The 16,335-nt window shown below is 64.7% G+C and carries 18 protein-coding genes; 11 read left to right on the top strand and 7 right to left on the bottom strand.

The window, feature by feature from the left end:
• Nucleotides 1–179 precede the first annotated feature (179 nt).
• The 5 genes from AC0L2L_RS04490 to AC0L2L_RS04470 all read left to right on the top strand — a co-directional run bounded on the left by AC0L2L_RS04490 (nt 180) and on the right by AC0L2L_RS04470 (nt 5,709).
• The gene (locus AC0L2L_RS04490; protein ID WP_473576453.1) at nt 180–1,433 is read left to right on the top strand and encodes a sarcosine oxidase subunit beta; all 1,254 of its coding nucleotides are present in this window, start codon (nt 180–182) and stop codon (nt 1,431–1,433) included.
• Between the two features lie 84 nt (nt 1,434–1,517).
• Complete coding sequence (locus AC0L2L_RS04485) at nt 1,518–1,814, top strand: sarcosine oxidase subunit delta (protein WP_473576452.1); 297 nt, start codon at nt 1,518–1,520, stop codon at nt 1,812–1,814.
• The gene (locus AC0L2L_RS04480) at nt 1,811–4,819 is read left to right on the top strand and encodes a sarcosine oxidase subunit alpha (protein ID WP_473576450.1); all 3,009 of its coding nucleotides are present in this window, start codon (nt 1,811–1,813) and stop codon (nt 4,817–4,819) included. The genes AC0L2L_RS04485 and AC0L2L_RS04480 overlap by 4 nt, the downstream gene beginning before the upstream one ends.
• Nucleotides 4,812–5,396 (top strand): sarcosine oxidase subunit gamma, encoded by a 585-nt coding sequence (locus AC0L2L_RS04475; protein ID WP_473576449.1) that lies wholly within the window; start codon nt 4,812–4,814, stop codon nt 5,394–5,396. Before AC0L2L_RS04480 ends, AC0L2L_RS04475 begins: the two co-directional genes overlap by 8 nt.
• A gap of 88 nt (nt 5,397–5,484) precedes the next feature.
• Nucleotides 5,485–5,709: a hypothetical protein gene (locus AC0L2L_RS04470; RefSeq protein WP_473576448.1), complete on the top strand. Its 225-nt coding sequence runs from the start codon at nt 5,485–5,487 to the stop codon at nt 5,707–5,709.
• Nucleotides 5,710–5,797: 88 nt separating this feature from the next.
• Here AC0L2L_RS04470 and AC0L2L_RS04465 read toward each other — a convergent pair whose 3' ends face one another.
• The 6 genes from AC0L2L_RS04465 to AC0L2L_RS04440 all read right to left on the bottom strand — a co-directional run bounded on the left by AC0L2L_RS04465 (nt 5,798) and on the right by AC0L2L_RS04440 (nt 9,504).
• Nucleotides 5,798–6,025, bottom strand: coding sequence for a DUF680 domain-containing protein (locus tag AC0L2L_RS04465; protein ID WP_473576446.1), 228 nt, complete (start codon nt 6,023–6,025; stop codon nt 5,798–5,800).
• 169 nt (nt 6,026–6,194) lie between these two features.
• Nucleotides 6,195–6,833: a TetR/AcrR family transcriptional regulator gene (locus AC0L2L_RS04460; protein WP_027165243.1), complete on the bottom strand. Its 639-nt coding sequence runs from the start codon at nt 6,831–6,833 to the stop codon at nt 6,195–6,197.
• 36 nt (nt 6,834–6,869) lie between these two features.
• Nucleotides 6,870–7,106, bottom strand: coding sequence for an SDR family NAD(P)-dependent oxidoreductase (locus AC0L2L_RS04455; RefSeq protein WP_473576444.1), 237 nt, complete (start codon nt 7,104–7,106; stop codon nt 6,870–6,872).
• Nucleotides 7,107–7,125: 19 nt separating this feature from the next.
• Nucleotides 7,126–8,163 (bottom strand): phosphotransferase family protein, encoded by a 1,038-nt coding sequence (locus AC0L2L_RS04450; protein ID WP_473576442.1) that lies wholly within the window; start codon nt 8,161–8,163, stop codon nt 7,126–7,128.
• Nucleotides 8,160–8,645, bottom strand: a complete 486-nt coding sequence (locus AC0L2L_RS04445) for a MaoC family dehydratase (RefSeq protein ID WP_027165240.1) — start codon at nt 8,643–8,645, stop codon at nt 8,160–8,162. Before AC0L2L_RS04445 ends, AC0L2L_RS04450 begins: the two co-directional genes overlap by 4 nt.
• A 43-nt stretch (nt 8,646–8,688) precedes the next feature.
• Nucleotides 8,689–9,504 carry an SDR family oxidoreductase gene (locus AC0L2L_RS04440; protein WP_473576440.1) on the bottom strand — a complete coding sequence of 272 codons (816 nt, stop codon included), beginning with the start codon at nt 9,502–9,504 and terminating at the stop codon, nt 8,689–8,691.
• 120 nt (nt 9,505–9,624) lie between these two features.
• On the opposite strand from AC0L2L_RS04440, the gene AC0L2L_RS04435 reads away from it, so the two are divergent.
• From AC0L2L_RS04435 to AC0L2L_RS04410, 6 genes are all read left to right on the top strand, one after another.
• Nucleotides 9,625–10,866: an acyl-CoA dehydrogenase family protein gene (locus AC0L2L_RS04435; protein ID WP_473576438.1), complete on the top strand. Its 1,242-nt coding sequence runs from the start codon at nt 9,625–9,627 to the stop codon at nt 10,864–10,866.
• Between the two features lie 5 nt (nt 10,867–10,871).
• The gene (locus tag AC0L2L_RS04430) at nt 10,872–11,858 is read left to right on the top strand and encodes a zinc-binding dehydrogenase (RefSeq protein ID WP_473576437.1); all 987 of its coding nucleotides are present in this window, start codon (nt 10,872–10,874) and stop codon (nt 11,856–11,858) included.
• Between the two features lie 124 nt (nt 11,859–11,982).
• Entirely contained in the window at nt 11,983–13,149 is a 1,167-nt protein-coding gene (locus AC0L2L_RS04425; protein WP_473576436.1) for a glycosyltransferase 87 family protein, read from the top strand.
• Nucleotides 13,142–14,107 (top strand): glycosyltransferase family 2 protein, encoded by a 966-nt coding sequence (locus AC0L2L_RS04420; protein ID WP_473576435.1) that lies wholly within the window; start codon nt 13,142–13,144, stop codon nt 14,105–14,107. The genes AC0L2L_RS04425 and AC0L2L_RS04420 overlap by 8 nt, the downstream gene beginning before the upstream one ends.
• Nucleotides 14,104–14,925 carry a ChbG/HpnK family deacetylase gene (locus AC0L2L_RS04415; protein WP_473576434.1) on the top strand — a complete coding sequence of 274 codons (822 nt, stop codon included), beginning with the start codon at nt 14,104–14,106 and terminating at the stop codon, nt 14,923–14,925. The genes AC0L2L_RS04420 and AC0L2L_RS04415 overlap by 4 nt, the downstream gene beginning before the upstream one ends.
• Complete coding sequence (locus AC0L2L_RS04410) at nt 14,922–15,332, top strand: GtrA family protein (RefSeq protein ID WP_473576433.1); 411 nt, start codon at nt 14,922–14,924, stop codon at nt 15,330–15,332. Before AC0L2L_RS04415 ends, AC0L2L_RS04410 begins: the two co-directional genes overlap by 4 nt.
• An 85-nt stretch (nt 15,333–15,417) precedes the next feature.
• Here AC0L2L_RS04410 and AC0L2L_RS04405 read toward each other — a convergent pair whose 3' ends face one another.
• Entirely contained in the window at nt 15,418–16,242 is an 825-nt protein-coding gene (locus tag AC0L2L_RS04405) for a MurR/RpiR family transcriptional regulator (RefSeq protein ID WP_473576432.1), read from the bottom strand.
• Nucleotides 16,243–16,335: the final 93 nt, after the last annotated feature.

Below are 16,335 nucleotides of genomic sequence, written 5' to 3'. Positions count from 1 at the left end.
CGCCGAAGACAGCCGCCGAAGCCAGATCGGATGCTTCGTTTGACTGTGGCGCAAAGCGGCAAGCGCCGTCGCAAACAGCGCAAGGATGGCAGCGTGGTTTCGCTAGTGATACACCTCGCAAGCCGGGACAGGGATGCCCGGCCGCGAATCCGCGAAAGCTACTGGCGCGAGGCTGGAACGTGAAGAAATACTCGGTATTCGCCATTGCCCGCGAGGCGATGCGCGGCCACAAGGGCTGGGAAGAGCAGTGGACATCGCCCGAGCCGAAGAAGGAATACGATGTCATCATCGTTGGCGCCGGCGGGCATGGCCTGGCGACTGCCTATTACCTGGCGAGCGAGCACGGCATCACCAACATCGCGGTGCTGGAAAAGGGCTGGCTCGGCGGCGGCAACACCGGCCGCAACACCACCATCATCCGCTCCAACTATCTCTATGACGAAAGCGCCGGCATCTACGACCATGCGCTGAAGCTGTGGGACGGGCTCAGCCAGGAGCTCAACTACAACGTCATGTATTCGGCGCGCGGCGTCATGATGCTGGCGCACAACGTTCATGACGTCCAGGTGCTGAAGCGGCATGTCCACGCCAACCGCCTCAACGGCATCGACAATGAATGGCTGACGCCGGAGCAGGCGAGGGAATTCTGCCCGCCGCTCAACATCTCCAGGGAAGCGCGCTATCCGGTGATGGGCGCGGCGTTGCAGCGGCGCGGCGGCACGGCGCGCCACGACGCGGTCGCCTGGGGCTATGCGCGCGGCGCCTCGGCGCGCGGCGTGCACATCATCCAGAACTGCGAGGTCACCGGCATCAAGCGCGCGGCCAACGGCGCGGTGAGCGGCGTCGAGACGACGCGCGGCTTCATCGGCGCCAAGAAGGTCGGCGTGGTCGCGGCCGGCCATTCGTCCGTCATCATGAACATGGCCGGCGTGCGCATGCCGCTGGAGAGCTACCCGCTGCAGGCGCTGGTGTCGGAGCCGGTCAAGCCGGTCGTTCCTTGCGTGGTGATGTCGAACACCGTGCACGCCTATATCTCGCAGTCGGACAAGGGCGAGCTCGTCATCGGCGCCGGCACCGACCAGTACGTCTCCTATTCGCAGACCGGCGGCCTGCACATCCTGCAGCACACGCTGGACGCCATTTGCGAGATGTTCCCGATCTTCACGCGCATGAAGATGCTGCGCTCCTGGGGCGGCATCGTCGACGTGACGCCAGACCGCTCGCCGATCCTGGCGAAGACGCCGGTCAAGGGCCTCTATGTCAATTGCGGCTGGGGCACGGGCGGCTTCAAGGCGACGCCGGGTTCGGGTCATGTATTTGCGCATACGATCGCGAAGGACGACCCGCATCCCATCAACGCCCCCTTCACGCTCGAGCGCTTCCGCACCGGCCGTCTCATCGACGAGGCGGCGGCCGCGGCGGTGGCGCACTGACGATGGCGCAAACGGCCCCTCAGCCGCCTTGCGATCAACCGGCCGGCGAGCGCGTCGGTCACGGCAAGTTTTAGGATCACCCAAATGCTTCTCATCCGCTGCCCCTATTGCGAGGAAGAGCGCCCGGAACTCGAGTTCCGCAATGCCGGCGAGGCGCATATCGCGCGCTCGGCCAACATTGCCGGCGAGAGCGACGACGATTTCGAGAAATTCTTCTTCATCCGCGCGAACCCGAAGGGCGTCATCTACGAGCGCTGGCGGCATATCCATGGCTGCGCGCGCTTCTTCAACGCGGTTCGCGACACCGTCACCGACAAGTTCGTCATGACCTACAAGGCCGGCGAGCCGAAGCCCGCGAAGCTGCCTGGAGCCTCGAAATGAACGCCGCGTTCCGCATCTCCGGCACCGGTCGCCTCAGCCAGGCCAGGACCGCCTCCTTCAGCTTCGACGATAAGTCCTACACCGGCATCGAGGGCGATACGCTGGCTTCCGCGCTGCTCGCCAATGGCGTGCACCTGGTCGGGCGTTCCTTCAAGTACCACCGGCCGCGCGGTTTCCTGTCGGCCGGCGCGGAAGAGCCCAACGCGCTGGTGCAGATCGTGCGCGACGATGCGCGTAAGACGCCGAACGTGCGGGCGACCGTGCAGGAACTCTATGGCGGGTTGACGGCCAACTCGCAAAACCGCTGGCCATCGCTCGCCTTCGACGTCGGCGCGGTCAACGACATCGCGTCGCCACTGTTTTCGGCCGGCTTCTACTACAAGACCTTCATGTGGCCGAAGTCGGCCTGGAAGAACCTCTACGAGCCGAAGATCCGCGCGGCGGCCGGCCTTGGCGTTTCTCCCGACAAGCCCGATCCGGACCATTATGCCGCGCGCTACGCCCATTGCGAGGTGCTGGTGCTGGGTGGCGGACCTGCCGGCATTGCAGCCGCACTCGCCGCGGCGGAAACGGGCGTGCGGGTGATCTTCTGCGACGAGCAGGCCGAATTCGGCGGCAGCCTGCGTTTCGAGAGCGGCGCCAGGATCGATGGCGAGGCCGGCTATGCCTGGGCTCAAAGCGCGATCGCCAGGCTCCAGGCCATGGACAATGTGCGCGTGCTGTCGCGCACGACTGCTTTCGGCTATTACGCGCAGAATTTCGTCGCCCTGGTCGAGCGGGTCAGCGACCATCTCAAGAGCCCGGGCCGCGAACTCGCACGCGAACGTCTTTGGCAGGTCCGCGCCAGGCGCGTGGTGATCGCGACCGGCGCCATCGAACGCCACATGGTGTTCGCCAACAACGACCGGCCGGGTGTCATGCTCGCTTCGGCGGCGCGCACCTACCTCAACCACTACGGCGTCGCGGTCGGCAGGAATGTCGGCGTCTACACGGCCAACGATTCCGCCTATGCCGCCGCGATCGACCTCAAGAAGGCCGGCATCAACATCGCGGCAATCGTCGACCTGCGAGACAATCCGTCGGGACCGGTAATCGACGAGGCGAGGGGCCTCGGCATCGAGATCAATTTCGGCCGCGCCGTGGTCAGCGCCGGCGGAAAGCTGCGCGTGTCGTCGATGACCGTGCAGCCGAAGAACGGCGGCGGCGAACGGACCATCCCGGTCGACGCCATCCTGATGTCGGCCGGCTGGACGCCGTCGGTGCATCTGTTCTCGCAGTCGCGCGGCAAGGTCGCCTTCAACGACGAGACCAAGCGCTTCGTGCCGGGCACCTACGCGCAGGACTGCGTCTCGGTCGGCGCCTGCGACGGCACCGACGGATTGGCGGCCTCGGTCGACGAGGCTTACGCGGCCGGCGCCAAGGCGGCGAAGGACGCCGGCGGCAAGGATTCCAGCGGCAAGGCGGGCAAGGGCGCCGAGCCGAAGATCGATGCCAGCGAGAGCTGGTCGCGCGGGATGCTGGGCGCAGCGCCCGGCGCCGGGCCGGGCACAACCGTCAAGGCCTTTGTCGATTTCCAGAACGACGTCACCGCCAAGGACATCCGCCAGGCGGTGCATGAAGGCATGCACTCGATCGAGCATGTCAAGCGCTTCACCACAAATGGCATGGCGACCGACCAGGGCAAGACGTCGAACATGCATGGCCTGGCGATCGCCGCCGAGGAACTCGGCAAGCCGATCCCGCAGGTCGGCCTCACCACGTTCCGCGCGCCCTACACGCCGGTGACCTTCGGCTCGATCGTCGGACACGCGCGGGGTCCGCTGTTCGATCCGACGCGTAAGACCGCGACGCATGCCTGGGCTGCCGCCCATGGCGCGGTGTTCGAGGATGTCGGCCACTGGAAGCGCGCCTGGTATTTCCCCAAGGCCGGCGAGGACATGCACGCCGCCGTCGACCGCGAATGCGTGACGGTGCGAAAAGTGGGCGGCCTGTTCGATGCCTCGACGCTCGGCAAGATCGAGGTCGTCGGGCCGGACGCGGCGAAGTTCATGGAACTGCTCTACACCAACCCGTGGGAGAAGCTTGAAACCGGCCGCTGCCGCTATGGCATCATGCTGCGCGAGGACGGCTTCATCTATGACGACGGTGTCGTCGGCAGGCTCGCGCCAGACCGCTTCCATGTGACGACGACGACCGGCGGCGCGCCGCGCGTCATGAACCACATGGAGGACTACCTCCAGACCGAATTCCCGCATCTCAATGTCTGGCTGACCTCGATCACCGAGCAATGGGCCGTCATTGCCGTGCAAGGACCGAGGTCTCGCGACATCATCGCGCCGCTGGTCGAAGGCATCGACATGTCGGACGGGGCGATGCCGCATATGTCGGTGCGCGAGGGCAAGATCTGCGGCGTGCCGACGAGGCTGTTCCGCATGTCCTTCACCGGCGAGCGCGGCTTCGAGGTCAACGTGCCGGCCGACTATGGCGAGGCTGTCTGGGAAGCGCTTTGGGCCGAAGGCCAGAAGCATGGCGCGACCGCCTACGGCACCGAGTCGATGCACGTGCTGCGCGCCGAAAAGGGCTACATCATCGTCGGCCAGGACACCGACGGCACGGTGACGCCGAACGACGCCGGGCTCGACTGGGCGGTCGGCAAGAAGAAGACCGACTTCGTCGGCATTCGCGGCCTGACCCGGCCGGACCTGGCGGCGAAGGGCCGCAAGCAGCTTGTCGGCCTGAAGACCAAGGATCCGAAGGTCGTATTGGAAGAAGGCGCGCAGATCGTCGCGGATCCCAAGCAGCCTATCCCGATGAAGATGATCGGTCACGTCACCTCCAGCTACTGGTCGGAAAATTGCGGCCGCTCGATCGCGCTGGCGCTGGTCGCCGGCGGCCGCGACCGCATGGGACAGACGCTCTATGTGCCGATGCCGAACGGCACGATCGAGGCGGAGGTCACCGGCATGGTGTTCGTCGACGAGAAGGGGGAGCACCTCAATGGCTAAGGCCGCAGCAAAGACGAAAGCCGCCGTGACCGCACCGTCGGTGGAACGGCGTCCCGCACTGGCCGGCCGTACGCTGTCGGCCCCGGGCGTGAAAGTCGAGATGCTGCCGCCGGCCGAACGCATCTCGCTGCGCGCGCCGCAGGCTTCGCTCGCGGCGCTTTCCAAGGCGCTCGGCGTGACGCTGCCGGTCAAGCCGAAGAGCTCGGCGACGAAGGACGGGCGCACGGCGCTTTGGCTCGGACCGGACGAATGGCTGATCATCGACGAGGCCGGCAACGATCCGCTCGCCGACTGCGCCAAGGTCACGGCGCTGCATTCGGCGGTCGGCATCTCGCACCGCAATGTCGCCATCTCGGTCTCCGGACCGGCGGCCGCCGTGACGGTCAATGCCGGCTGTCCGCAGGACCTGTCGCTCGACGCATTTCCGGTTGGTGCGGCCTCGCGCACCATTCTGGGCAAATCCGAGATCGTGCTGTTGCGCATGGCGCCCGACGCTTTCCGGGTGGAATGCTGGCGTTCCTTCTCGGACTATGTCTTTACTTTGCTGTCGGAAGCGGCGAGCGACGCGGCGAACTGAAGTCCCGGCCACTGACCATGCGAAACGGGCGAGGGCAGGAACGATTGCCGTCTCGCGCCGTTTCTGCGACTCGCGAGGGAGAAGCCCGATGCCGTCCAAGACCGTGCCGAAATCGCCAAAGAAAACCCCGGCAGTCCGATCGCTGGAGCGTGAAAGGCATCGCGAGGTCGAGGAAGAAGAACTCGAGGAGGGCCTCGAGGACACATTCCCGGCCAGCGATCCGGTGTCGATCACCGGAACTTCCATTTCCGGCGGGCCGGCAAAGCCCGGCAAGGCCAAGACGGTGCCCGGAATGAAACCGCGTAAGAAATAGGCTTGGGCAGATCGCTCATGGCTACGGATAAAACGAAAAAGGGCGGCCAAGTGCCGCCCGTTTTCGTTCGAGGTCTTGCCGATAGTGCTTAGAGGCCGGGCACGAACCAGGGGCTGACGTCGATGCCAAGCTTCTGGCTCTTCGTCTGGGTTTTGGTGGCGTCCGCCTTTTCGACCGAACCCGTCGCGGCGCAGTCGAGCTTCACATTGGCCTGGGCGCAGGCAGCGGGAGCATGCTTGGCCGGCTGGTTCGCGCCGGCAAAGGCGGCGCCCGAGAAAGCCAGCACGGTGGCGAGGGTAAGGATTGTCTTCTTCATTTTCCGTCTCCAGTCATCTCTTTTTGTACATGTACGATGCAACGTACACATACGACTGCTGGAAACGGAATTCAAGAGGAAATCTGTACGCGTACGACAACTTTTTTTGAACGTAGGAATTCAGGCGCGCGAATCAAGCGGCCGGCAGCGCAAACTCTGGCGAAAGCGGTCAGCAGTCGATGTCGGTGAGGGGAGGAACGTCGCGCGCCGACAGTCCCGCCAGCGTGAAATCGCACATGCGCTTCACATAGGCCTGCGCGTCACCGAATGGGTAGAAGGGGAAAGTGATCAGGAGCGAGATCGTGCCGTGGCCGACGGTCCAAAGCATGGTGGCGATGGCACGCGGGTCGCCTTTGAGCTTGCCGGCGGCAACGCAGGCCTCGACGCGGCTGATCAGCACCTTCATGGCAGGGTTGCCCTCTTCCATGTCCTCATAGCTGCGCCCTTCCGGCAGCTTGGTCTTCTCGGTCATGAAGACGGTGCGGTATTCGTTGGGATTGCCAAGGCCGAAAGCGGCGTATTCGGTCATCACCGCCTTGAGCGCCTCGATCGGATCGTCGGCGGGGTGCTCCTCAATGCGCCGCGCCAGCGTTTCGAAGGCGTCCTCGGCGAGCGCGAACAGGATGTCCTGCTTGTCGGCGAAATAAGAATAAACCGACATCGGCGCGTAGCCCACGCGCTTGGCCAGCTTGCGGATGGTGAGGCCCTCGTAGCCTTCTTCCTGGACAAGCTTGTGAGCCGCTGCGACCAGTTCCGAGCGGAGCTCCGCCTTTTGTTTTTCGCGGCGTTTCTGAACGCTCAGCGCCAATGTCCGCCTGCCTTTGTCGTTGGTTGCCTGATGAAATTATATACGCTGTACGGAAACGGACAAGTGAGCGGGCTGGTTCCGCAACGTCCGTTCAAACTCTTCGGTTAACGCAATTGCAGACGAAAGCCGTTGCGGCGAAGCTGCCGAGCGCCGCCCGTCAAGATCGGAAAGCACCAGCCGCGCCCCTTCGGCAGCGAAGGCCCTTGCCGTGCCGCTGCCGAGACCGCCGGTCGCACCGGTGATCAGCACCGTCATCCCATCGAAACGGCCCATCGCTCGGCTCTCCCTGTTTTCAGTTCTTTCTGTCGAGCAGCTCCGCCGCGAGCATCGCGATCAGCTTCACCGCCTGGCCGTAGGTCTTTGCCTTTTCCGGATTGGAGGCATTGCCGTCCAGCGCGCGGCGATAGACGCCCTGGCAGATCGCTGCCAGCCGGAAGAAGGCAAAGGCCAGAAAGAAGGTCCAGTTGTCGATCGCCTCGATGCCGCGCCTGCGGCAGTAAGCGGTGACGTAAGCCTCCTCGGAAGGCAGGCCGGCAGCGGTGCGGCCGACACCGCCGAGACCGCGAAAGCCCGAGGCATGCGGCAGACGCCATTGCATGCATTGATAGGCGAGGTCGGCAAAGGGGTGGCCGAGCGTCGACAGTTCCCAGTCGAGCAGCGCAATGACCCTCGGCGCGTCCGGCGCGAATATCATGTTGTCGAGCCGATAGTCTCCATGGACAAGCGAAACGCGGCCATCATCGGCCGGCATATGCGTTTCAAGCCATGCAATCAGCCGGTCCATGTCGGCGATGGTTCCGGTTTCGGAGGCGCGGTACTGGCTGGTCCAGCGAGCGAGCTGGCGCTCGAAATAACTGCCGGGCCTGCCGAAATCGCTCAAACCGACGGCGTCGACATCGACGTCGTGCAAGGCGGCAAGCGTGGCATTCATGGCATCGTAGATCGCGGCGCGCTCCTCATTGCCGGAAGCGTCCGGCAGCGAGGGATCCCAAAAGATGCGGCCGTCGAGATATTCCATCACATAGAACATACGGCCGATCGGCGTGCCCTCGCTTGAGAGATGCAGCGTGCGCGGCACCGGTACCGCCGTGCCGGCCAGCGCCTGCATGACGCGGAACTCGCGGTCGACCTGATGCGCGGATTTCAAGAGCTGTCCCGGCGGCTTGGCGCGCAGCACATAGCGGCCGCTGGCGGCGGTCAGGAGATAGGTCGGATTGGACTGTCCGGACTTGAATTTTTCAATCGAGGACAGGCCGGCAAAACCCGGGATATGCGCTTGGAGATAGGGCCCAAGCGCTGCCTGGTCTATGGCACCGGCGTCGCCGCTCATGCGGTCTCGGGCTGGCGCTCGATCAAGGTCAGGGTCAGCCAGCGGGCGGTCAGCGCCGGCTTCTTCGAACCTTCGATCTCGATGGTCACGTCATGCGCCGTCTGCACCCAGCCGGACGGCCTCACCTTGGCGTCCGCCAGCACGAAGCGGGTGCGGATGCGCGCGCCCGTCTTTACCGGCGCCAGGAAACGCAGCGTATCGAAGCCGTGGTTGACGCCCATCTTGGTGTTTTCCAGCGGCGGCATGGTCTCGAAGGTCATTGCCGACAAAAGCGACAGCGACAGGAAACCATGCGCGATGGTGCCGCCGAACGGCGTCTCGCGCTCGGCGCGCTCCGGATCGCAATGGATGAACTGGTGGTCGTCGGTCGCGTCGGCGAACTGGTCGATCATGCGCTGCGTCACCGTTCGCCAGGGCGAGACGCCGACCTCCTTGCCGACGCTTGCCAGAAGCAGATCCAGACTGATCGGTTCCACGCTGATATCCTCCGCACCCCGCCCGGATTACGATTCCTTGAACCGGGCGCTATTCCTTAAACAAAGTCATCCCATGCTGCACCGACTGGCCGCCGTCGATCGGCAGGATGGCGCCGGTGACGTAGCTTCCGGCACGGCTGCACAAATAGAGCGTTGCGCCGGCAATGTCATCCGCCACGCCGATGCGGCCGAGCGGAACATGGTTGCCGACATATTTCGCCTGCTCCTTGGTGGCAGTGGCAAACGCCGTCATCCGGCTCTGGAAAGGACCGGGGGCAAAGGCGTTGACGGTGATGCGGCGGGCGGCGAACTCGATTGCCAGCGTGCGCGTCAAATGATGCACCGCCGCCTTCGAGGCAGCGTAGGAATAGGCGTCATCGGCAAGCGGCTGGCTGCCCATCACCGAGCCTAGATTGATCACGCGGGCAGGATCCTCGTCATTGGCGGCGGCATCGAGCAGCGGCAGGAGCTCCCTGGTCAGATGGAAGACGGCGGTGACGTTGACGCCGAAGACCTTGGCCCAGGCATGGTATGGGAATTCCCGCAGCGGCGCGCCCCAGGAAATGCCGGCATTGTTGACCAGGATGTGCAGGCGCTCCGTGCGCGCTTTGACCTCGGCCACGAGCGCCGCTATGCCAGCTTCGCTCGACACGTCGCCCGCAAAACCCTCGGCCTGGCCGGAGCCGCCGAGTGAGTTCAATTCGTTGGCGACTTTTGTGCAATCCTCGCCCTTGCGCGAGGCGATCATCACATGAGCGCCGGCGCGCACCAGCCCGGTTGCCACCATGCGGCCGATGCCGGTCGCCGCACCCGTTACCAGCGCGGTCTTGCCGGCAACCGAGAACAGCTTGTCCAGGTAGCTCATCGCATTCCTCCGCATTCCGCCCGGCCAGGGACTCGCCCAAGGACTCGCGTTGACAAGGCTAGCCGAAGTACGGTCATCCTTGCCACGGGTAAAGATTTATCTTCGGAAAGGCCGGAAGCGATGGCGGATATGAATCTCGGCATGACCGAACGGCTGAAGCCAATCCATCAGCGGGTGGCGGCGATGGTGCGCGACGAGATTGCGCCGCTCGGCGGAGAGTTTCTCGCCGAGATCGGCAAGGATGGCGACCGCTGGGCCTATACGGCCAGGCAGACGGAAATTCTGGAAGGCCTGAAGAAGACGGCGCGGGAGCGCGGGCTGTGGAACTTCTGGCTGACCGATTCCAAGCGCGGCTACGGCCTTTCCACCGTCGAATACGCCTATCTGGCGGAGGAGATGGGCAAGGCGCATCTCGGCGCCGAGACCTTCAACTGCTCGGCGCCCGACACCGGCAATATGGAAGTGCTGGAGCGTTACGGATCGGAAACGCATAAGCGGGACTGGCTGGAGCCGCTGCTCGAGGGCCGGATACGCTCCGCCTATCTGATGACCGAGCCGGAGGTCGCCTCCTCGGATGCGACCAACATTTCGATGCGCTGCGAACGGCAGGGCGGCGACTATGTGCTGAACGGGGAAAAATGGTGGGCGTCGGGCGCCGGCGATCCGCGCTGCGCCATCTATATCGTCATGGTCAGGACCGGCTCGGACGAGGAGCCGCAGCATCGCCGGCATTCGATGATCCTGGTGCCCTCCGACAGCAAGGGCATCACCAAACTGCGACCCATGCAGGTCTATGGCGACGACGACGCGCCGCACGGCCATATGCATCTCAGATTCGACAAGGTACGGGTGCCGGCGGCGAACCTGATCTTGGGCGAGGGCAGGGGTTTCGAGATCGCGCAGGGGCGGCTGGGGCCTGGCCGCATCCATCACTGCATGCGCGCCATCGGCCAGGCCGAGATGGCGCTGGAGATGCTGTGCCAGCGCTCGGTGCGGCGCGAGGCCTTCGGCCAGAAGCTGGCAAAGCTCGGCGCCAATTTCGACATCATTGCCGAATGCCGGATGGAGATCGAGATGGCGAGGCTGCTCTGCCTGAAGGCGGCCTGGATGATCGACCAGGGCGATGCGCGCGCCGCCGCGCCCTGGATCAGCCAGATCAAGGTTGTGGCACCCCGCGTCGCGCTGAAAGTCACCGACGAGGCGGTGCAGATGTTCGGCGCGCAAGGTATCAGCCAGGATACGCCGCTCGCCCGCTCCTGGACACATCTGAGGACGCTGCGGCTGGCCGACGGGCCGGACGCTGTGCACCGGCGCCAGGTGGCGCGCACGGAGCTGAAGAAATACACGCAGGAGAAGGTCTGACGGCCATGACGCTTCCATCGCAAATGCGGGGCCTGCTGCTTGTCGGCGACGGCTATACGAGGACGCCTTCGGCGGCCGCGCTGGAGGCGATGGAGCCCTATCTCCAACCCGGCAGCATCGCGGTGCCGGCGCCCGGCCCGTCGCAGGCGCTGATCAAGGTCAGCCTCGCTTCGATCAACCCGTCCGACATAGCCTTCATCAAGGGCCAGTACGGCCAGCCGCGGGTAAAGGGCCGCCCGGCGGGTTTCGAAGGGGTTGGCGTCGTCGCCTTTGCCACCGGCGTGTCGAACTGGGGGGCATGGGCGGACTATGCGGTTGCCGAGGCCGCGTCCTGCTTCTCGCTCGTCGACACGGTGCGCGACGAGGACGCTGCCGCGATGATCGTCAATCCGCTGACCGCTTTGGCCATGTTCGACATCGTCAAGCGGGAGGGCGAAAAAGCCTTCATCGTGACCGCCGGCGCCAGCCAGCTTTGCAAGCTGATCATCGGGCTGGCGAAGGAGGAAGGCTTCCGGCCGATCGTCACCGTACGCCGTGACGAGCAGATCCCGGTGCTGAAGGACCTCGGCGCCGCCCATGTGCTCAACGAGAAGGCGCCGGATTTCGAAACAGCGCTGCGCGAAGCGGTGAAGGCCGAGCAGCCGCGCATCTTCCTCGACGCGGTCACCGGCCCGCTGGCTTCGACCATCTTCAATGCCATGCCGAGGCGCGCGCGCTGGATCGTCTACGGCCGGCTCGACGCCGAGCCGACGGTGATCCGCGAGCCCGGCCAACTGATCTTCCAGCATAAGCGCGTCGAAGGCTTCTGGCTGGCCGAATGGATGCGCCAGTTTCGCGACAGGCTGGGCCCGGCGGTGCTGGAAGCGCAGAAGCGCTTTTCCGACGGACGCTGGTCGACCGACGTCACGGCGGTCGTGCCGCTGGACGAGGCGATGGCGCGGCTGCCGGCCGAGCTCGCCAAGCCCGATGGAAAGGTGTTCATAAAACCATGATATCGGCGGGAGGCGGGCCGGCGGCGGCTATGCCGCGCAGTTTTCGCCATGATATGCCGGCCGCCATCAAAATGCCGGGACGGTGCTCAACTGATCCGGCTTCGAGCATTGCGTGGGGCATTCGATGACGATTTCCAAGACGGTTTTCGACCGTTTGGGGTTTTGGCTGTGGGTCGGGTCGTTTTTTGTCGTGCTCGGCCTAGTGCTATGGTCGCCCAATCCGCGTTCGGTGGTCCCCATCTATAGACATGGCAGCGAGGCCTTCCTGAGCCGCCAACCGCTGTATCACGTCGAAGTCGCCATGGGGTATCTTTACGCGCCCGCCTTCGCCGTCCTCTACGCCCCCCTGCTGAGGCTCGGGCCGTCCATGGGCAATCTTTTATGGCACGCGTTGGGCTTCGGGGTGCTTACTTTTGCCGCAATGCGTCAGGTGCGCAAGGTCGGCGGCCCGGAGCAGACAAGGCTGCTGTCCTTCGGTCTCTTCCTTGCCTTGCCGGTTTCGCTGGCAGCGCTTCGCAACGGCCAGGCGACGATACTGCTCACCGGAGCGTGCTGGTTCCTCACGCTGTCGGCACTCGAAGGGCGCCGAGCCGAAAGCTTCTTCTGGGCCTCGCTTGCGATCATCGCCAAGCCCACGGCGATCATCATGCTGCTTCTGGCGGGAGCGCTGCGTCCCAGGCTGATACCGGTGCTGGCCCTGGCGGTCCTTGTCGTGCTCGCCATCCCTTATGGCGTTGCACCCACGGGCTATATCAATGCCCAGTACCAAGATTTTTTCCGGATGCTGACTTCGATGGCGGTTGACCCGACAGGACCCTTCGTCGCGGCCGACTTCACTGCGCCTTTCGCGAGGTTTGGGATCACGCTTCCGGAGTTTGACGCGACGATCGTGCGTGTCGTCGCAGGGTTGCTTACGCTGTGGGTGGTGCTCCAGTTCGATCGCAGGCTGGACCCGAACACCGGCGGGCTTGCCATCTTCCTCACCGCGGCGTTCTACATGTGCGTCTTCAATCCGCGGGTCGAGCAGAACACCTATGCCATGGTGGCGGTGCCTGCCGGCGTCTGCATCGCCCTGCTGTGGCGGGAGAAGGGAGCCGGAGCCACGCGCTGGTTGCTGGCGGCGCTCCTCTTCGTTACCGGACTGACCAGTGTCGATGGGCGGCTGCACGATCTTTTCCACCCGTGGTTCTGGCCAATCGGCATCAGCATAATTGCTTGCGGGCTCATCGGCTGGTTCTGGACGCGGGGCAGACAGAAGATGCCAGCCGGCGGAGCCGCCGCGCATGGCTGAGATGCTCGACATCATCGCGCCGTTCTTCAACGAGGCTGAATCCGCCGTTGCCTTCGTCGGGTTGCTCGACAAGCTCGAGGTGGCGGTGGCGGAGCGCTTCGGCATGACGGTCCGCAAGATACTCATCGACGACGGCAGTGGCGACGGCAGCGCCGAGGCATTCGCGTCGGTGCTGTCTGGCTCCTGGGAGATCGTGCGGCTCAGCCGCAATTTCGGCAAGGAAGCCGCGGTGCTCGCCGGCCTAGATCATTCGCGGGGCGACATGGTCCTGATCATGGACTCCGACCTCCAGCATTCCATGGATATCAGCCTGAAGATGATCGGCGAGCTGGTCGAGAACCCAGAGATCGATGTCGTCTATGCGCAGAACGACCGGCGCGAGGGGAGCTGGCGGCGCAGCCAGCTGGCGCGGCTCTTCTACACGCTGATCAACAGCAGCCAGCGCTTCGACATTCCCGAGAATGCCGGAGATTTCCGGGTTATGCGCGGCGCGGTGGCGCGTGCCTTGACCAGCGTGCGCGACAAGCGCCGTTTCAACAAGGGCCTGTTCGCCTGGGCCGGCTTCCGCCAGAAGGCGGTGCATTATTCGCCGGAAAACCGCGCCAGCGGCACGTCGAAATGGAGCCGGTTCAACCTGATCGCGTTCTCCCTGGAAGGGTTCACCTCGTTTTCCGTGATCCCGCTGCGCGTCATCAGCCTCATCGGGTTGCTGGCGGCATTCGCCGGTCTCGCCTATGGCGTGAAAGTGCTCTTCGAGGTGCTGTTCTACGGCATCGCCGTGCCTGGCTACCCAAGCATCATGGTCGCCGTCGTGTTGCTGGGCGGCCTCAATCTGGCGCTGCTCGGCCTGATCGGCGAATATGTCTGGGTCACGCTCAGCGAAAGCAAGGATCGGCCCGTCTACATCGTGCGCGATGTCCTCCACGGCAGTGCCGAGTCGGTCGCCCCCGGCAAATGACCCGGTCGATCCGCCTGATTGCCGACGATTACGGGCTGGCGCCGGGGGTATCGAGCGCGATCCTCGAGTTGATCGAGCGCGGCCGCCTGACCGGAAGCGGCTGCATGACCGGCTTTCCCGAATGGCAAGAGGCGGCGGCGCGCATGAGGCCCTTTCGCAAAAGGGCCGCCGTCGGGCTGCATCTGACCCTCACCGATCAGATCGCCGTGACCGGTCCGTCCAGCCTGGCGCCGGACGGCAAGTTGCCCAGGCTCGCTTCCCTTGCGCTGCCTGTGCGGCGCGGGCGTATCGACGAGCGGGACGTTCATGCCGAGCTCGACGCCCAGTACGACCGCTTCGTCGAGGCGCTGGCTGGCCCGCCCGACTATATCGACGGACACCAGCACGTGCATTTTCTTCCCGTGGTGCGAAACTGGCTGCTCGCTCGTTTTGAGGGAAGCGCGCGCAAGCCGGCGCTGCGAGGCGCGCCGGGGCTTCCCGGCGTGGACGCGGCGGCGGCCAAGATCGCGGCGATCGCCGCTCTGGCCGCGGGCTTCAACAGGTCGATGCAACGGGCAGGCTTCAATATCATGACACCGCTTTCCGGCATCTATGACTGGCGGCAGCCGGCGAAATTCGCGCCGACGCTGCGCGCCGCGATCGAGACTTTGCCCGAACAGGGGGTGTTCATGTGCCATCCGGGCCATGTCGATGACATTTTGCGCGCGCGCGACCCGATGCAAGGCGTGCGTGAGGTTGAATTCGCGGTTCTCTCCTCGGAGGAGTTCGGCGCCAGGCTCGACAGGGCCGGAGCCCGCGTCATGGATGGCAGCGCATGAGCACTGCCGGCCAGCCGCGGCGTTCGACCGGCAACAAGATCGTCCGCTTCGCCTTGGTCGGGCTGGTAAACACCGGCATCGACCTCACTGCATTTTTCCTGCTGCTCAAGCTCGTGGTACCGGCGTTGGCCGCCAATGTCGGCGCCTGGTTCGTCGCCGTACTCTTCTCATTCGCAGCGAACCGGTTCTGGTCGTTCGAGCGGGACCCGGGCATCCGGCTGCACCACTCCTTCCTGCGTTTCGTTTCGCTGGGAGCGCTGATTTCGCTTGGCGTTTCCAGTCTATCTATCGCCGTCCTGGCCGGGACCATCGGCGTGTGGCCGGCAAAGATCATCGGCGTCGTGGTGGCGGCCGTGCTGAACTTCCTGGCCGCGCGCTGGTCGATCGAAGGCCGGCTGCTGAAGTAGTCTACTCGGCCGGCTCCGCGTCGACGGCGGAAGGTTACGGCGAAGACGCCGAACTTAACCGCCCACACTTCCTGAAAGCTCACATCTAGCGCAAGCTCTCCAGGTCGCGGATGCGCTTGGCGCCGGCGGCTTCCAATTGCCTTGTCACGGCGCCGATCAGGGTCTCGGCGACGACGAACAGAGCGGCCGACGAATCCCAGGCCGAAGGCACGGCGGTCCGCCCGGCGATCACATGGCGGGCGAAGCGGGAGATCGGCGACAGCCACTGGTCGGTGAACAGAATGATCTGCACGCCGCGCTGATGCGCCTTCTCGGCGAAGCGGACCAGGCTTTCCTGGTAGCGGCGGATGTCGAAGATCACCAGAACGTCGCGTTTGCCCATGTCGATCAGGCGGTCGCGCCATATGCTCTCCTGGCCGGCGAGGTGATAGACATCCGGCTGGATGATGGCGAGGTGGGCGGCCATATAGCGCGCCAGCGGGTCGGTGAAGCGGCCGCCGATCAGGAAGGTCTTGCCGCGCCGCTCGGCAAGCCGCGCGGCGATGTCGGCGAGCTGTTTGTCGGAGAGGTGCCGGAACGTCTCGCGCATGTTGTCGAGCGTCGCTTCCAGCATTGGCGACGCAGCGCCGCCGGCCGAAGACGGATCGAGCGTGCGCGAAGCTGGCGACTGCAATTGCGCCGCCAGCTCATCCTGCAGCGCCGACTGGAATTCGGGGTAGTTCTGGAAGCCGAGCCTGGCGACGAAGCGCAGGATCGTCGGCGACGACACGCCGGCCGCGGCCGAGAATTCGGCGACGGTCTTCAGCCCGGTTAAGGGATAGTTGGCAATCAGCGTCTGGGCGGCGCGGCGCTCGCCGGCCGGCATCGTGCCGATGCGGTCAGAAATCAGTTCGGCAATGCTGGAGATCATCGTTTTCCCCCACTCTTTGGCCCGCTTGACGCCGTTTTGGAATTCCGCGTTTGACAAAGCCGGACAAACTGTATGAAATCATTCATAGGAGCG

The sequence above is a fragment of the Mesorhizobium sp. WSM4832 genome, from assembly GCF_055811115.1.
This window is presented reverse-complemented; position numbering and strand designations above follow the sequence as displayed.

Coding starts and splice junctions, on each gene's coding strand:
- AC0L2L_RS04485 (WP_473576452.1), top strand. CDS start 1,518: ATGCTTCTCATCCGCTGCCCCTATTGCGAGGAAGAGCGCCCGGAACTC.
- AC0L2L_RS04480 (WP_473576450.1), top strand. CDS start 1,811: ATGAACGCCGCGTTCCGCATCTCCGGCACCGGTCGCCTCAGCCAGGCC.
- AC0L2L_RS04475 (WP_473576449.1), top strand. CDS start 4,812: ATGGCTAAGGCCGCAGCAAAGACGAAAGCCGCCGTGACCGCACCGTCG.
- AC0L2L_RS04470 (WP_473576448.1), top strand. CDS start 5,485: ATGCCGTCCAAGACCGTGCCGAAATCGCCAAAGAAAACCCCGGCAGTC.
- AC0L2L_RS04465 (WP_473576446.1), bottom strand. CDS start 6,025: ATGAAGAAGACAATCCTTACCCTCGCCACCGTGCTGGCTTTCTCGGGC.
- AC0L2L_RS04455 (WP_473576444.1), bottom strand. CDS start 7,106: ATGGGCCGTTTCGATGGGATGACGGTGCTGATCACCGGTGCGACCGGC.
- AC0L2L_RS04450 (WP_473576442.1), bottom strand. CDS start 8,163: ATGAGCGGCGACGCCGGTGCCATAGACCAGGCAGCGCTTGGGCCCTAT.
- AC0L2L_RS04440 (WP_473576440.1), bottom strand. CDS start 9,504: ATGAGCTACCTGGACAAGCTGTTCTCGGTTGCCGGCAAGACCGCGCTG.
- AC0L2L_RS04435 (WP_473576438.1), top strand. CDS start 9,625: ATGGCGGATATGAATCTCGGCATGACCGAACGGCTGAAGCCAATCCAT.
- AC0L2L_RS04430 (WP_473576437.1), top strand. CDS start 10,872: ATGACGCTTCCATCGCAAATGCGGGGCCTGCTGCTTGTCGGCGACGGC.
- AC0L2L_RS04425 (WP_473576436.1), top strand. CDS start 11,983: ATGACGATTTCCAAGACGGTTTTCGACCGTTTGGGGTTTTGGCTGTGG.
- AC0L2L_RS04420 (WP_473576435.1), top strand. CDS start 13,142: ATGGCTGAGATGCTCGACATCATCGCGCCGTTCTTCAACGAGGCTGAA.
- AC0L2L_RS04415 (WP_473576434.1), top strand. CDS start 14,104: ATGACCCGGTCGATCCGCCTGATTGCCGACGATTACGGGCTGGCGCCG.
- AC0L2L_RS04410 (WP_473576433.1), top strand. CDS start 14,922: ATGAGCACTGCCGGCCAGCCGCGGCGTTCGACCGGCAACAAGATCGTC.
- AC0L2L_RS04405 (WP_473576432.1), bottom strand. CDS start 16,242: ATGATCTCCAGCATTGCCGAACTGATTTCTGACCGCATCGGCACGATG.